This is a genomic window from Cryobacterium flavum, from assembly GCF_900103805.1.
Taxonomy (GTDB): Bacteria; Actinomycetota; Actinomycetes; order Actinomycetales; family Microbacteriaceae; genus Cryobacterium; species Cryobacterium flavum.
Genome location: NZ_FNIB01000007.1, coordinates 194,065 through 208,664 on the forward strand (window position 1 = coordinate 194,065; position 14,600 = coordinate 208,664).

A 14,600-nucleotide genomic window follows, 5' to 3' on the forward strand; every position below is an offset into this window, starting at 1 on the left:
ATCACCTCTCGCCAGGTCGGTCGGGTAGACGGAAGGCCCGCACTGCTTGCAGTGCGGGCCTTTTCGCGCGCGGCCCGAATCTGAGTCGTTGACAACGCCTTGCGGGGTCTGATGACCGGGTCTACTTTCGCGGCATGACAAATCAACGATTAGTTTTACGATTCCTGCAACGCCTCGGTGCCGTCGCTGTACTCACGGGCGCCCTGCTCGCTGGCGCGGTGAGCGCCCCGGCACTGGCTGAGACCAATTCCGGTCCCGCAGCCTCGGTTGGCGCATCCGCTCCCGGCTATGTCGCCCTGGGCGACTCATTCACCTCTGGTCAGGGCGCGCCGCCGTACATGTTCGACGGCACCGCTTGCCTGCGTTCCAAGCGGGCGAGCTACCCGATCTTCTCGGCCGTAATCAGCCCCTATCGACTTGTGTCGAATAATGCCTGTTCCGGGGCCAGCACAGCGGATATCCCGGCTCAACTTCTCGGAGTGAGCCCCAGTACCGCCCTCGTCACCCTCACCGTTGGCGGCATCGATGCCGGCTCCAACGTCGTGTTGGCGGCCTGTGCGCCCGACCCGGCCAGTCCGGTTTGCCTCGGTGCAATCAACAACAGCGTGGCTCAGCTGAGCGTTCTCGCTCCCAAGCTCGTGGGCACGTATGGCCTGGTAGCGGCAACGCTGCCGCAGGCGAAGATCGCGGTCTTGAGCTACCCGCGCCAGTTCAAGCCCGGATTCTCCCAGCTGGGCGATGTACTCAATGGGGCCACAGACGCGCTGAACACGGTGATTGCCGGATCCGTCGCTGCGATGGCGATCCCGCGCATCCGCTTCGTTGATGCCTCGCAGGAATTCGCCGCGCACGGTGTAGGTTCGCGAGTACCATACTTCGCGTTTGATCCGCTGAACCCATTCGCGTCGGCCAACTTTCACCCGAACGCCCTCGGCAACAGCCTCGGCTACGCGCGTGCCCTCGTGAATGACGGGCTGCTGCGCCGCAGGTGAGAGCGGCCCTATCTAGTTGAAAGAATCATAAGGTAACGATATACTAAACTTGTGTTGTCTTCAGGTTTGCCCGCTGCCCAATTGAAGTCCGACTTGTTCAAGTCGCTCGGGCATCCGTTGCGCGTGCAGGTTTTGGAACAGCTCGTCGCCGGCGAACGCTCGGTGGGGTCACTCGCCGAAGCACTCGGCTGCGAGCTGTCTAACCTGTCCCAGCAGCTGGGCGTACTGCGCCGTGCCGGCGTCGTCGTCACCCGCCGGGAAGGTAACTCCATTTTCTATGCCCTGCGCGACCCGAGCGCGGTTGAGCTGCTGGCCGCGGCCAAGCGTATGGTGCTGGCCAACCTCACCGACTCGCACGCCCTGCTCCGCCACCTCGAGCAAGAGTAGTTGCTGCTTTCCGCCCGAACGGGCCTGAGCCGGCCTACAGGTCGTTGCCGGCGTAGGAGAGGTTGAAGCTCTTATTGGCCAGCGGAAAGTCGGGAACAATGGTTTCCGACAGGGCATCCGGTACGGCCGGCCAGTTCAGGAACGACGGGTCGACGACCTTGACGCGGGCGAGCGTGCCGTTGGCGGCGAGTTCAACTCGGTGGGTTGCCGTTCCGCGCCACGCTTCGACCAGGGCGAGCCCGGTGCCAGCGCTCGTCGGGTTCACGCTGAACGCGGTTCCGGTGTGGCCCTGCAGGCGTCGGAGCAGGTCGACGGCGACCGCGGTCGACACCTCGACCTCGCGGGCGCGCACGGTGTACCGGGCGAGCACGTCGCCGCTGTCTTCGGTCACGACGTGAAAGACTTCGCCGAGATTGACGAACGGATGCTCGTTGCGGGCATCCGTGTCGATACCCGACGCGCGCGCGACGTAGCCAAGCGTTCCGATCTGGGTCGCGTGCGCGTTGGAGAGCCGGGCCGTGCCGGTGAAACGGCCGCGCACGATGGCATGGCCGAGCGTGATGCCGGCCAGTTCGGCCATGGCTGCGGCAATGCGCACCAGATCGGCGGCTTCGGGGAGCGCGTTCACACGGGTGCCGCCGACGCTCAGCGCACCGCGCAGGAGTCGGTGTCCGGTGACCGACTTATTGATGCGCAGCAGCTGCTCACGGAGCCCCTGGGCGTGCGCGTCAATGATGCTGAACCCCACGTCGTTGGCCAGGGAACCAAGATCGGTCACGTGGTTGTAGAGACGCTCGAGTTCCAGAAGCAGAGCACGCAGCAGCCGGTCGGGCTCCGACACCTCGATACCGGCGGCCTGCTCGACAGCCATGACGAAGGCGAGGGAGTGACCGACGGCGGTGTCGCCGCTGATCTGCTCGGCCAGAAGCACGCCTTCGCCCGCAGTCTTGCCCTCGAACACCTTCTCGACACCACGGTGTAGGTACCACTGGCGGGCTTCCATGCGCACGATGGTCTCGCCGACGACCGAGAAGCGAAAGTGGCCGGGCTCGATGATGCCGGCGTGAATCGGACCGACGGCGATCTCATAGACGCCGGGGCCCTCAACCGGCACGAAGGGGAATGACTCGACGTCGGGCTCGAACTCGGGCACGATGGCGTTGGCGCGCAGCATCGGGTACCAGCCGCGCGGCCAGTGGCCGTGGCGAACCAGGCGGTGCGGTTGCGGGTGGTTGCGGGGAACGACGCCGTACAGGTCGCGGATGCCGCGCTCGAAGTTGCCGGCCGGCAGGGAGATCTCGGCGAGGCTGGGAATCCAGGCATCGTCCCGCGGCACAGTGACCACCAGGTCGGCCCGCAACGATGCGGCCCCGACGAAGGAATAGACGATGCGAAAGTGGTCGTCGTCTTCGTGGCAGGCGACCAGGGCCAGCCGGCTGCCGGCATCGAGCAGCGCCCCGGCGGCGGCCGGCAATTCCGCACGGTCGAGGTGGCGGAGTTCGCCCGGCATTAGTTCGTCAGCCATTAGTTGGTACCTCCGAGAACGGCTGTGGCCTGCAACAGTAGAGTGCCGACCGGTTCGGCCACGAAAGCGATCGTGGCTGTCGTGACCAGGGCCAGGATGATCGGCAGGCGCGGGCCGTGGGTCGAATAGTCGGGTGTGAACGCGGCGCCGTCCGGGGGAGCGCCGATGGTCATCTGCACGGTGAGGCGGGTGAACGCGGCGAAGATCACCAGAAGCAGCACGAGGGCCGCTCCGACGACGCCGCCCAGGCCCACCGACCAGCCAGCCATGATGATGCCGACCTCAGAGAAGAAGATGCTGAACGGGGGAAAGCCGACGATGGCGGCCATGGCGATGAGCCAGGGTACGGCGAGGCCAGGCCGTCGCACCAACAATGCGCGCACGTCCGAGATCACCGGGGTGCCCTCGACCTTGAGGATACGACCGGAGATCACGAACAGGGTTGCCTTGATCAGGCCGTGGCCGAGAATGTACAGCAGCACCGAGGGGAGCGCGGCCGGGCCGATCGCCACACCGATCGCCATCAGGCCCATGTGTTCGATGCTGGAGTAGGCGAGCATCCGCTTGTAGTCGCGTTGGCGAATGAGCAGTGACGCGGCCACGAGCAGGGAGAGCAGGCCGCCGATGCTGAGCATGGTGCGCAGAAACTCCGGGCCGATCACGAGGTTGGTGATCGACTGGATGCGCAGGATGGCGTAGAGCGCGACCGAGAGCAGCACGCCCGACATGAGGCCGGAGACCGGAGCTGGGGCCTGGCTGTGGGCATCCGGCAGCCAGCTGTGCATCGGGGCGAGACCCGACTTGGTGGCGAAACCGAGCACGGCCAGGGCGCCGCCGGCGGTGATCAGCGCCGGGTCGAGGCCGCGGTCGGCCTGGCTCAGGAGCACCCAGGACAGGGTCGGGGTGTCGGTACCGACCGAGGCAGCGTAGATCAGCACGATACCCAGCAGCGCGATGGCCACACCGACCGAGCCGAGGATGACGTATTTCCAGGCTGCTTCGAGGGACCGGCGGGTGCGGTGGTGGCCGACCAGGAATGCGGTGGCGATGGTCGTTGCCTCAACGGCGGCCCACATCAGGCCGATGCTGTCGGCCAGCACGGCGAGTGACATCGCGGCCAGGAACAAGGCGATGAGCGCCTCGTAGCCGGCGGCATCCCTGGTGCGGCTCGACGCCGCGCTGCTGAGGCCACCCCAGGTGGAGATGAGTCCGACCGCTCCGACGACGCTGAGCATGTAGGCCGAGAGGGCGTCGGCACGCAGCATGCCGCCGCCGCTTTCGAACACGGCACCGTCGAGCACCGCGCTGACCAGCAGCAGGCCGGAGACGAGCACCGCGCTCGACGCGGCGACTCCGACGAAACGGCGCAGTGCCGATCCGCGCAGCAGCAGGCTGAGGCCGGCGAAGGCCAGTGGGCCGACCAGGGGAATCCACAGAACAAATGACATCAGTCGTGCAACTCTCTGAGCTGATCAACGGCAGTGCCGCCGAACTTGGTGCGCATGCGGCCGGCGAACACGTGCAAAATGAGCACGACCAGCAGAACGTCGAGGGAGACTGCGAACTCGAGCAGAATAGGCACGCCGCCGCTGGTCAAAAAGGCGATGGTGGCGATGCCGTTGTCGAGCAGCAGAAAGCCGATGAGCTGGGAGCGCGCACGGCGCCTGCTGATCAGCAGCAGAAAGCCGATGAGCACCATGGCCAGGCCGATCGGTGCGGCGTGGCCGGTCTCACTGTCGCCGAGGCCGAAGACGCGGCTGACCACGACGTAGCTGAGAATCGTCAGCAGGGTGACGGCGAGCAGCGCGGCGGTCGGGTTGAGTCGGGGCGATTCCTGAATCTGCTTGATCGACGCCTTGGACTGGTGAGCGAGCACCCAGGGCAGGCCGACGCCCTTCACCGACAGGATCAGCAGCGACACCAGCACCAGTTCGGACTCGCCCTCGGCGATGCCGATCACCGCCACGAGCGCGGCGAGGGCTACCCCCTGCAGGGCGAGCAGGCGAATCGAGGCGAGCAGGGAATGACGCCAGACCATCAGCGCGCTCGTGAGCAGCAGGGCGCCGGTGCAGAAGCCGATCAGTTGGGGATAGAAAGTTTCAAACACGACGGATGCTCCTCAGGCGACCAGGTAGGAGGCGGTGACGGCCAGGAAGGCGAGGGCAAAGGAACCCGCGAGAAGCTCGGGGACCTGGAACAGGCGCACCTTGGCTAAAAAGATCTCGCCGACACTGAGCAGAACACCGAGCACGAGCACTTTCACGGCGATGCTGACCACGCCGATCGCGAGGCCCAGAGCGCTGAAATCGGTGACGACACCCCACGGCACGACCAGGTTGCTGACCAAGCCGAGCAGGGCGGCCAGTTTCAGCCAGGAACCGACCTCGAGCCAGGCCAGGTCGCGGCCGCTCGCTTCGAGGGTCATTGCCTCGTGCAGCATAGTCAGTTCGAGGTGGGTGCCCGGATTATCGACGGGCAGCCGAGCTGTTTCAGCCATAATCGCAATCGACAATGCCACGAGCGCCAACACACTGACGGGCGAGATGATCACCTCGGGGGAGAACAGCCGGGTCTCGACGATCGCCGAGATTGTGCTGGTTCCGGCCGGAATCGACAGAGCGTAGACCGAGAGCAACAGGGTGGGTTCGACCAGGGCCGCGACGGTCATATGTCGGCTGGATCCCATGCCGCCGAAGGCCGTACCACCGTCGAGTCCGACGAGAGCGAGCGCGACCACGCCGATGAGCATGACCGAGACGATCACGAACAGGTCGCTCGGAATGGACGGGAACGGTATGGTCCCCACGAGCGGCAGCAGCACGCAGAGCAGCAGGCTGGAGACCATCAGAGCGACCGGGCCTGCCTTGAGCATCCAGCTGCTGCCTTCGGCACGCACCGGATTCTTCGCGAGCAGTTTGCGCACGTCGCGCCAGGGCTGCCAGATTCCGGCACCGGCTCGACCTTCGATGGTGGCCCGCACCTGGCGGATCACGCCCATGAGGAGCGGGGCGAGGAAGACGAACAGCAGGACCTGCACGAAAGCGATGATGATGGCGCTGACGACGGCGTTCATAGCGAGACCACAATCAGCACGATCAGCAGAGCAACGAAAGAATAGGACAGATAGCGGTGGATGCTGCCGTTGGCCACATGCCGTACGACGATGCCGTAACGCTGGAACAGGTTGAGTACCGGCCGATACAGCCGGGTTTCAATCACGTCGGAGACGTGTTGTTCGACCCGTACTTTTTCCACCAGATAGCGCGACTCAGCCACGTGGGTGACCTGCACATCACGGGACGGCTTGAGCACGTCGTCGAAGACCCGCACCAGTGGTTCGGCGTAGGACGTCGCTGTGTACTGCATGCGCGGCCGCGCCCGGGAACCGCCGCCACCCCAGGGCAGGTCGACGGTGCGATGCGGATGCCGCCGGGCCGACACGACGATCGACACGACCACCGGGATGGCGACGAGGGCGGAGAGCACGACGAGCATGATCGGGTCCAGTACCGCCCCGATACCGGGTAGCGACACCCCGCCCAGACCGACCGACTGCACTGCGGCGGTGGGGTTCGAGCTGACCGTGTTCGCCACGAGCGCGGCGATCGGCCCGGGGAGCAGCCCGAGAGCGAGCACGGAGAGGGCGCCGAGCGCGAGGGAGAGCTGCATGAGCGGCGGCACCTCGCGGGCATCCGCTGCTGGGGCGCTGCGGGGGCGGGCCAGGAAGGCAATGCCGTAGGCCTTGACGAAGGTGAGCAGGGCCAGGCCCGCGGTGAGGGCGATCACGGCGACGGCCAGGGGCATGGCGACGGATGCCGCGACCGAGACGACCGCCCCGCCCTGACGACCACCGTGGATGAGTGACTGCAGCAGCATCCACTCGGCGACGAAGCCGCTGGTGATCGGAATGGCGGCGGCGCCGAGGCTCGCGATGCCGAACGCGGCGGCGGTGACCGGCATGCGGGCGCCGAGTCCGCCGAGGCGGTCCAGGTTGCGCTCGCCGGTGGCGTGGATGATGGCGCCGGCGCCGAGGAACAGCGTGGATTTGAACGCGGCGTGGCTGACGGCGAGGAGCAGGGCGGCGACGAGCGCGGCATCTGCTGCTGCGGTGGCGTCGTAGCCGCGCAGCAGCATACTCGCCCCGAGGCCGAGAAAGACCAGGCCCATGTTCTCAGTGGTCGAGTAGGCGAGCAACACCTTGAGGTCACTCGACACGGACGCCTGCAGAATGCCGTAAAGAGCGGATGCGCCTCCGACCAGCATGATCGCGATTCCCCACCAGGCCGGACCGTCGGGGAGTAGCCGTACGCAGACCAGCAGGCCGCCGTACACGCCGATCTTGACCATGGCCCCGCTCATCGCGGCCGAGACGTGGCTGGGAGCTTCGGGCAGCACCCGGGGGACCCAGACGTGCAGCGGCACCAGTTCGGCCTTGCCGCCGAAACCGAGTAGGAACAGCACGAAGGCCACGTTCGCCGCCCACGAGCCGGGTTCGATCGCCTGCAGGTTGGTGAAGCTGGTTCCGCCCGACGCGGCAGCGAGCACGGCGAATCCGGCCAGAATGAAGAAGAAGCTCAACTGGGACATGGCCGAGTACCAGATGCCGGCCGAGGCGACGGTGGCGCGGCTGGCATGGTCGGCGAGCAGCAGCACGGTGGAGCCGAGGGTCATGATCTCCCAGGCCAGCAGGAACGACACCGAGTCGGTCGCGGCCGGTACCAGCTGCATTCCCACGAGGAATACCGGCATCGCCACCCAGGCGGTGCGGCTGGCGTCGGGGCCGCGGGTGGAACTCATCGAGTAGAGCGACACGAGAATGCCGACGCCGGAAACCACGAGCATGAACAGGCCGCCGAGGCGGTCGGGAGCCAGCAGTAGCGGGTCCATTGGCAGGGCGATCGGAATGAGCAGGCCGCCGGTGGCGCCGAGCAGGGCGTCGAGGCCGGTCACAAAGCCGGTGACGGCGATGAGGGTACAGAGGATGCCGCCCGCCCGTGACCGCAGGGACGGTGCCGCCAGAAGGGCGCTCGTGACGGCCAGCGCGCCGAGGCCCAGTTGCAGGAGGAGCCCAGCTCCGATGCCGGTCATCGGCCGGTCATCCGGCGGAGGGCCTGCACGATTTCGGTCGGTTCCGGCGGACTGCCTGGTACCTCGATATCGACGTGCACGAAGTCGGACACCGGACCCATGATGCCGTAGCCGTCGCGGAAGGCACCGCCGTGCAGGGCACAGTCGCCGACCGCGATCACAAACCGGGGGGTCGGGGTGGCCTCAATCGTCCGACGTAGCGGCTCCGCCATATTGCGGGTGACACTGCCGACGATGAGTAGGACGTCGGCGTGCCGCGGTGAGGGCACGAGGCGCACGCCGTAGCGTTCCACGTCGTAGACCGGGCCGAAGGCTGCGGACACTTCGAGCGCACAGTCGTTGCAGCCGCCGGCGTTGATGAACCGCACCTGCACGCTGCCACCGAACACTTCAGCTCCCGCCAACAGTGGCGGGGCGGGCGGGGCCGGTTCGGCGATGCGTGAGCCGTTACGAATAAGGGTGGCCAATCGCAGGAAGCTCATACGAGTCCCCGGTGTGCATGCATGTTCACGAAGCTGGTGCCTTCTGTGGGGAGCGCGAAAGTCGAAGGTGTTGGGCAGGCGACGGATTCTGCGGTGCGTCTGGTTGAGTGAAAGACTACCAGCGCAAATAACTTCATAACTTCTTTATATAACTATATGAAGAAATTAGCAAATAGATCCCGACGACTAGCCACGGTCGAGCAGCGGGGTGAGGCGATACGGGATGACCTCGCCCATGGCCAGCGAGGTCTCCGTGCGTTCGACACCCTCGCAGGCGAGGATCGTGCCGTCGATGCGAAACAGGTCGGCGGCATCCGTGCAGACGACCCGTACCAGCAGGTCGGTCTGCCCGCTCATGCCGTGCGCCTGCACGATTTCGGGGATCAGCGCGAGGTCGATCACGATCTGCGCGAGCCTTTTCTGCTGCACGTGCACCTCGATGAATGCGGTCAGCGGGTAGCCGAGGGCGGCCGGATTGATCCGGCGATCGAAGCCGAGAAAGGCGCCAGAGTCTTCCAATCGCTTCATGCGCGCCTGCACGGTGTTGCGGGAGAGGCCCAGGGTGTCGGCGAGCGCGACGAAGGTGCTGCGCGGGTCGGCGGAGAGCGCTTGGAGTAGCTTCGTGTCGGTCTTGTCAAGGCTGTACATAGTGCAAAACATTAACACGGTCTGGCGAGCCTGAATAGGGCACTCTGCTCACTATTTTTCACAGTGGTTGTGCTCCCTGTCGGGTCGACATAGGCTCACGTCAACTTTAGCAATGACGCTCGGAGCGACCCATGATTGATTTCTCCCCCCAGCTGGTGCAGCTTCTCTCGATTGACGGCGAGCGGATGCCCCGGCCCGACTTCGACCCGTGGGTCGACGATCTCGACGGGTTGGCCCTTCTGGCGCTCTACCGCGACATGGTCGTGGTGCGCCGCATCGACACCGAGGCGACCGCCCTGCAACGCCAGGGCGAGCTCGGCCTGTGGCCGCCGCTGCTCGGCCAGGAAGCCGCGCAGGTCGGCTCCGCTCGCGCCCTGCGCAGCGACGACTTCATCTTTCCGAGCTACCGCGAGAACGCGGTCGCCTACTGTCGCGGCGTGAACCTCACCGACATCGTCAAGGTCTGGCGCGGCAACGCCCAGTCCGGCTGGGACCCGTACACCGTCCAGATGGCCACCCCGAACATCATCATCGGCGCGCAGACCCTGCACGCCACCGGCTGGGCCCTCGGCGCCCAGCGCGACGAAACAGATGCCGTGGCCATCACCTACTTCGGTGACGGCGCCACGAGCCAGGGGGACGTTAACGAGGCCATGGTCTTCGCGGCGAGTTTCCAGGCCCCGGTCGTCTTCTTCTGCCAGAACAACCAGTGGGCCATCTCCGAACCGGTCGGGGTACAGGCTCACCGCAACATCGCCGATCGCGCGCCGGGTTTCGGCATCCCGAGCCTGCGCATCGACGGCAACGACGTGATCGCGGTCATGGCCGCGACCCGAATCGCACTCGACCGGGCCCGCACCGGCGGCGGCCCCACCTTCATCGAAGCGGTCACCTACCGCATGGGACCGCACACCACAGCGGATGACCCCACCCGCTACCGAGACCCGGCCGAACTGGCCGAGTGGAAGACCCGCGACCCGTTGCTGCGCCTGCACCGGTTACTGACGAAGCTCGGTGAAATCACCCCCGAGGTTGAAGCGGCCACCCAGGCGATCGCCGATGCCGCGGCCGCCGAGTTGCGCGCCGGCTGCATCGGCATGCCGGACCCCGAGCCGCTCAGCGTATTCGACCATGTCTACTCCACTCCCAACGCCACCCTGGAGCGCCAGCGCGCCGAGTATGCCGGGTATCTCACGAGCTTTGGAACACAATTCGATATTGCTGAACAAAATGGAACGGTGTGATGACCATGACCACCCTGACGACCCCCACCACCTTGCCCGGCCTTGATGCCCCGAAGCCGGTCCCGTTGACCGAGACCAAGACCCTCACCATGGGCAAGGCCATCAACGAGGGCCTGCGCCAGGCCATGCTCGACGACCCCAAGGTGGTGCTCCTCGGCGAGGACATCGGCGCCCTCGGCGGTGTCTTCCGGGTCACGAGCGACCTGCTCGCCCAGTTCGGCGCTCGCCGGGTCATTGACACACCGCTCGCCGAATCGGCAATCATCGGCACCGCAGTCGGCCTGGCCTACCGTGGCTACCGCCCGGTCTGCGAGATTCAGTTCGACGGCTTCATCTTTCCCGGCTTCGACCAGATCGTCAGCCAGGTCGCGAAGTTCCACTACCGCACCCAGGGAGCCGTGCGCATGCCGATCACCATCCGGGTGCCATTCGGCGGCGGAATCGGAGCGGCCGAACACCACTCCGAATCACCCGAGGCCTACTTCACCCACACCTCCGGACTGCGCGTGATCGCCGTCTCCAATGCCCAAGACGCCTACAGCCTCATTCGCCAGGCCATCGCCAGCGACGACCCGGTGCTCTACTTCGAACCCAAGCGTCGCTACCACGTGAAGGGTGAGGTCGTGCCGGAGCTCGGCGCCCCGATGGAGCAAGCCGTCATCGTGACTCCGGGAACGGATATCACGCTCCTCACCTACGGCGCGCTCGTGTCCACCGCGAAGGACGCGGCGCTGGCCGCGTTCGACGAGGGAATCTCGATCGAGGTCATCGACCTGCGGTCGCTGTCACCGGTGGACTATGCGGTGGTGGAGGCATCCGTTCGAAAGACCGGGCGTGTGGTGGTGACCCATGAGGCAGCCCAGTCGGGTGGACTCGGCGGGGAGATCATCGCGACCATCACCGAACGCTGCTTCAGCTACCTGGAGGCCGCCCCGGTGCGGGTGACCGGCTTCGACGTGCCCTACCCGCCAGCCAAGCTGGAGAGCCACTACCTGCCCGACCTCGACCGCATTCTCGACGGTGTCGACCGGGTCATGGGGCGTCGATGATCAAGGTATTCAAACTGCCCGACCTCGGTGAGGGTCTCACCGAGAGTGAGATTGTGGCCTGGCTCGTAGCTCCGGGCGACGAGGTCACGCTCAACCAGCACATCGCTGACGTGGAAACCGCCAAGGCCGTGGTCGAACTGCCGAGCCCGTTCGCTGGAGTGGTCAGCGTGCTGCACCAGCCGGCCGGTGTGGTCGTGCACGTCGGCGAACCCATTGTCAGCTTCGACATCGGCGGCGGGGCCGAACCGACTTCTACGGCACCAACGGATACCACGGCCGGCGCCGCCGCTCCGGCTGAGCAGCGCGAGGCCAACCTGGTCGGCTATGGCCCCGCCGTCGAGCGCGGCGGCCACCCCCAGCGTCGGGCACGCGCGGGTGGCGCGGAATCGGTGCCCGCTCCCGCAACTTCGACGACCGCCGCGCCGGTGCCCGCGGTGACGCCGGCCGCAGTATCCACCGACCAGCCCGCCGTGGCACCCGTCCCGGTACCACTTGCCGAACGCCCGCGCTCGACGCCGCCGGTGCGGGCCCTGGCCCGCGACCTCGGTATCGACCTCACTACGGTGACCGGAACCGGAAAAGACGGTCTGATCACTCGGGACGACGTTCGCGCCCACATCACCGAATCCGTGCCGACTCCCGCCGTGCACGGGGAGCCTGTATCGCCCACAGCGGTACCGCCCACAGCGGCACCGGCCACGAGCCGCGGCGACGACGTGCGCGAGACCCGCTCGCCGATCAAGAGCCTGCGCAAGCTCACCGCGGCAGCGATGGTGCAGAGCGCGTTCACCGCGCCGCACGTGACCGAGTTCCTCACCATCGACGTCACACCGACCGTCGAACTGCTCGATTCCCTGCGCACCGACCGGCAGTTCGAAGGCGCCGGCATCGGGATCCTCACCGTGGTGGCCAAAGCGCTCTGCCTCGCCGTCGGGCGCACCCCCTCGGTGAACACCCGCTGGGACGAGCCGGCCGGTGAGATCGTGCAGTTCCACCACGTGAACCTCGGCATCGCTGCCGCAACCCCGCGTGGGCTGCTCGTGCCGAACATCGTCGATGCTGACCGGCTCGACCTGCGTGGCCTGGCTGCCGCGCTCGCCGAACTCACCACGGCGGCCAGGTCCGGCACCACCACCCCGGCGGCGCTGTCCGGCGGCACGATCACCATCACCAATATCGGAGTGTTCGGCATCGATGCCGGCACGCCCATCCTGAACCCTGGCGAGGCGGCGATTCTGGCGATGGGCGCCATCCGTTCTCGGCCGTGGGAGTATCGCGGCGAGGTCGCACTGCGCAAGGTGCTCACGCTCAGCCTGTCGTTCGACCACCGACTGGTCGACGGCGAGCAGGGTTCCCGCTTTCTCGCCGACATCGGTACGATCCTGGCCGACCCGGCCCGCGTGCTGACCATGGTCTAACCCTGGCCGATCCGCTCCCTCCCCTGCACTAGTCGTCTTTACCCACTCTGGTGCGCATAACTCCTGCAATTTGTTAGCCCGCCCAAAGAGTTCCGCGGAATTCCGGGGCATCCGAGTTTTGGCTCTGCAAATTGCAGGAGTTATGCACCAGACGGGTAGTTGACCGGGGTGCGGCGGCGGAGCAGAGTGGAGGCATGAACGCTCAACGTGCACTCCTAGCCCCCTTCACGACGAAGAAGCAGCTGACGGGCACAGCTTTCGTGCACCTCGACGGATGCCTGCACGCCGTTTTCCGCACCAAGGACTTCGTCTCTGCCCTGGAACTGGTCAACCGGGTCGGCGACGTGGCCGAGCAGATGAACCACCACCCCGACGTACGCCTGGGTTACGGCACCGTCTCACTCACCCTCACCTCGCACGACGCCGGGGGAGTCACCGCGCGTGACCTCGAGCTCGCCGCCCGCGTGCAGCAGATCGCCGACACCCTCGGTGCCACCTCGCGTCCCGCGCAGCCGACGCGCTATGACATCGCGATCGACTGCACCGACGCGGATGCCGTGCGCCCATTCTGGCGCGCTGGCCTCGGCTACACCGAGGTGGCCGGCGACGACGGCATCGAACTCGTGGACCCGTGCGGCCTCGCCCCCAAGGTCTGGTTTCAGCACATGGAGATCGCCCGCACCGACCGCAACCGCATCCATCTCGACGTCTACGTGCCAAGTGACGACGCCGAGGAACGGGTCGCGGCCGTGCTTGAAGTCGGCGGCGTGCTGCTCACCGACGAGCACGCACCCGACTGGTGGGTGCTCGTCGACGTCGAGGGCAACGAGCTCTGCGTCTGCACCGCCGCCTTCTGACGCTTAGAACGGCCGAAGGGTCGTCCGGGCTTCGGCTCGCACGGCCGTCGAGACGGCATCCAGCAGGGGCGAAGGGAGGTTCCACCGCTGCCAGAACAGGGGAACATCGACCGCCGACTTGGGGGCCAGATCGACCAGACGACCATCGGCGATCTCGACAGCGCACTGCTGTTCGGGCAGCATGCCCCAGCCGAAGCCCAGCAGAATAGCCCGCACGAAGTCGTTCGACGTCGGAATGTAGTGGATCGGCCCGCTGCTGCCACTGCCGGTATGGTCGCACAGAAACGATTCCTGCAGGTCATCGTTGCGCTCGAAGGCGACGACGGGTGCGCGGGGAAGGGCGATCAGGCCGCCATGTGTCGGCAGCCAGCGCTCGATGAACATGGGCGTCGCGACGGCGTGATAGCGCATCTGACCGAGCGGCTCGGTGATGCACCCCTGCACGGCCTCCCGCGTGGAGGTCACTGCTGCCATGACCGTCCCGGCGCGCAGTAGTCTCGTCGTGTGTTCCTGGTCTTCCCGGTGCAGGTCGAAGGCCACACCGAGGGTCTCTCCGAGTCCGGCGAGGGCATCGAGAAACCAGGTGGCGAGGCTGTCCGCATTCACCGCGAGCGACACAGGAAACGCCCGACCGTCGGACCTGCCCTCGTGCAGCTGGCGCACGGTGTCGGCCTCGAGCAGTTCCACCTGGCGCGCGTAGCGCAGCAGCACGTCGCCGGCGTCGGTGAGCCGGACCGGGGTCGTGCGCTGCACGAGCACCCGCCCGCTCGTCTGCTCCATCGCCTTGACGCGCTGCGACACCGCGGAGGGGGTCACGTGCAGCCGGGCAGCGGCCGCCTCAAACGACCCCTCGCTCACGAGCGCGAGCAGAGTCGCGAGCTGTTCGAGCGTAAATCGTTGCATTAGACCA

At 66.5% G+C, this 14,600-nt stretch carries 14 protein-coding genes; 6 read left to right on the forward strand and 8 right to left on the reverse strand.

Annotation, left to right across the window (positions count from 1 at the left end; genetic code table 11):
- The first annotated feature begins 134 nt into the window (after window positions 1–134).
- The gene (locus BLS91_RS12035) at window positions 135–992 is read left to right on the forward strand and encodes an SGNH/GDSL hydrolase family protein (RefSeq protein ID WP_092340989.1); all 858 of its coding nucleotides are present in this window, start codon (window positions 135–137) and stop codon (window positions 990–992) included.
- Between the two features lie 81 nt (window positions 993–1,073).
- On the forward strand, window positions 1,074–1,379 hold the full coding sequence (locus BLS91_RS12040; RefSeq protein ID WP_244288015.1) for an ArsR/SmtB family transcription factor: 306 nt from the start codon (window positions 1,074–1,076) through the stop codon (window positions 1,377–1,379).
- Between the two features lie 34 nt (window positions 1,380–1,413).
- Here BLS91_RS12040 and BLS91_RS12045 read toward each other — a convergent pair whose 3' ends face one another.
- From BLS91_RS12045 to BLS91_RS12075, 7 genes are all read right to left on the reverse strand, one after another.
- Window positions 1,414–2,904, reverse strand: coding sequence for a hydrogenase large subunit (locus tag BLS91_RS12045; RefSeq protein ID WP_198412797.1), 1,491 nt, complete (start codon window positions 2,902–2,904; stop codon window positions 1,414–1,416).
- A complete protein-coding gene (locus BLS91_RS12050) occupies window positions 2,904–4,352 on the reverse strand; it encodes a proton-conducting transporter transmembrane domain-containing protein (protein WP_092340990.1) in 1,449 nt (482 codons plus the stop codon). Before BLS91_RS12050 ends, BLS91_RS12045 begins: the two co-directional genes overlap by 1 nt.
- Entirely contained in the window at window positions 4,352–5,011 is a 660-nt protein-coding gene (locus BLS91_RS12055; protein ID WP_092340991.1) for a hypothetical protein, read from the reverse strand. The genes BLS91_RS12050 and BLS91_RS12055 overlap by 1 nt, the downstream gene beginning before the upstream one ends.
- 12 nt (window positions 5,012–5,023) lie before the next feature.
- Window positions 5,024–5,977, reverse strand: a complete 954-nt coding sequence (locus BLS91_RS12060; RefSeq protein ID WP_092340992.1) for a respiratory chain complex I subunit 1 family protein — start codon at window positions 5,975–5,977, stop codon at window positions 5,024–5,026.
- Complete coding sequence (locus BLS91_RS12065; RefSeq protein WP_092340994.1) at window positions 5,974–7,992, reverse strand: proton-conducting transporter transmembrane domain-containing protein; 2,019 nt, start codon at window positions 7,990–7,992, stop codon at window positions 5,974–5,976. Before BLS91_RS12065 ends, BLS91_RS12060 begins: the two co-directional genes overlap by 4 nt.
- Complete coding sequence (locus BLS91_RS12070; protein ID WP_092340995.1) at window positions 7,989–8,474, reverse strand: NADH-quinone oxidoreductase subunit B family protein; 486 nt, start codon at window positions 8,472–8,474, stop codon at window positions 7,989–7,991. Before BLS91_RS12070 ends, BLS91_RS12065 begins: the two co-directional genes overlap by 4 nt.
- Before the next feature lie 186 nt (window positions 8,475–8,660).
- Window positions 8,661–9,122 (reverse strand): Lrp/AsnC family transcriptional regulator, encoded by a 462-nt coding sequence (locus tag BLS91_RS12075; protein ID WP_092340996.1) that lies wholly within the window; start codon window positions 9,120–9,122, stop codon window positions 8,661–8,663.
- Between the two features lie 131 nt (window positions 9,123–9,253).
- Here BLS91_RS12075 and pdhA point away from each other — a divergent pair, with 131 nt between their 5' ends.
- The 4 genes from pdhA to BLS91_RS12095 all read left to right on the forward strand — a co-directional run bounded on the left by pdhA (window position 9,254) and on the right by BLS91_RS12095 (window position 13,690).
- The gene (gene pdhA / locus BLS91_RS12080) at window positions 9,254–10,366 is read left to right on the forward strand and encodes a pyruvate dehydrogenase (acetyl-transferring) E1 component subunit alpha (RefSeq protein WP_092340997.1); all 1,113 of its coding nucleotides are present in this window, start codon (window positions 9,254–9,256) and stop codon (window positions 10,364–10,366) included.
- 89 nt (window positions 10,367–10,455) lie between these two features.
- Window positions 10,456–11,415, forward strand: coding sequence for an alpha-ketoacid dehydrogenase subunit beta (locus BLS91_RS12085; protein WP_241983119.1), 960 nt, complete (start codon window positions 10,456–10,458; stop codon window positions 11,413–11,415).
- Window positions 11,412–12,833 (forward strand): dihydrolipoamide acetyltransferase family protein, encoded by a 1,422-nt coding sequence (locus tag BLS91_RS12090; protein WP_092340999.1) that lies wholly within the window; start codon window positions 11,412–11,414, stop codon window positions 12,831–12,833. Before BLS91_RS12085 ends, BLS91_RS12090 begins: the two co-directional genes overlap by 4 nt.
- Before the next feature lie 194 nt (window positions 12,834–13,027).
- A complete protein-coding gene (locus tag BLS91_RS12095) occupies window positions 13,028–13,690 on the forward strand; it encodes a 4a-hydroxytetrahydrobiopterin dehydratase (RefSeq protein WP_092341000.1) in 663 nt (220 codons plus the stop codon).
- A 3-nt stretch (window positions 13,691–13,693) separates the two neighbouring features.
- Here the strand turns inward: BLS91_RS12095 and BLS91_RS12100 are convergent, their stop codons facing one another.
- Window positions 13,694–14,593 (reverse strand): LysR family transcriptional regulator ArgP, encoded by a 900-nt coding sequence (locus tag BLS91_RS12100; protein ID WP_092341001.1) that lies wholly within the window; start codon window positions 14,591–14,593, stop codon window positions 13,694–13,696.
- Between the last annotated feature and the right edge of the window lie 7 nt (window positions 14,594–14,600).

Excerpts from the sequence above, each read along its gene's own strand:
- BLS91_RS12035 (WP_092340989.1), top strand. The coding sequence starts at position 135 with ATGACAAATCAACGATTAGTTTTACGATTCCTGCAACGCCTCGGTGCC.
- BLS91_RS12045 (WP_198412797.1), bottom strand. The coding sequence starts at position 2,904 with ATGGCTGACGAACTAATGCCGGGCGAACTCCGCCACCTCGACCGTGCG.
- BLS91_RS12050 (WP_092340990.1), bottom strand. The coding sequence starts at position 4,352 with ATGTCATTTGTTCTGTGGATTCCCCTGGTCGGCCCACTGGCCTTCGCC.
- BLS91_RS12060 (WP_092340992.1), bottom strand. The coding sequence starts at position 5,977 with ATGAACGCCGTCGTCAGCGCCATCATCATCGCTTTCGTGCAGGTCCTG.
- BLS91_RS12065 (WP_092340994.1), bottom strand. The coding sequence starts at position 7,992 with ATGACCGGCATCGGAGCTGGGCTCCTCCTGCAACTGGGCCTCGGCGCG.
- BLS91_RS12070 (WP_092340995.1), bottom strand. The coding sequence starts at position 8,474 with ATGAGCTTCCTGCGATTGGCCACCCTTATTCGTAACGGCTCACGCATC.
- BLS91_RS12075 (WP_092340996.1), bottom strand. The coding sequence starts at position 9,122 with ATGTACAGCCTTGACAAGACCGACACGAAGCTACTCCAAGCGCTCTCC.
- pdhA (WP_092340997.1), top strand. The coding sequence starts at position 9,254 with ATGATTGATTTCTCCCCCCAGCTGGTGCAGCTTCTCTCGATTGACGGC.
- BLS91_RS12085 (WP_241983119.1), top strand. The coding sequence starts at position 10,456 with ATGGGCAAGGCCATCAACGAGGGCCTGCGCCAGGCCATGCTCGACGAC.
- BLS91_RS12090 (WP_092340999.1), top strand. The coding sequence starts at position 11,412 with ATGATCAAGGTATTCAAACTGCCCGACCTCGGTGAGGGTCTCACCGAG.
- BLS91_RS12095 (WP_092341000.1), top strand. The coding sequence starts at position 13,028 with ATGAACGCTCAACGTGCACTCCTAGCCCCCTTCACGACGAAGAAGCAG.
- BLS91_RS12100 (WP_092341001.1), bottom strand. The coding sequence starts at position 14,593 with ATGCAACGATTTACGCTCGAACAGCTCGCGACTCTGCTCGCGCTCGTG.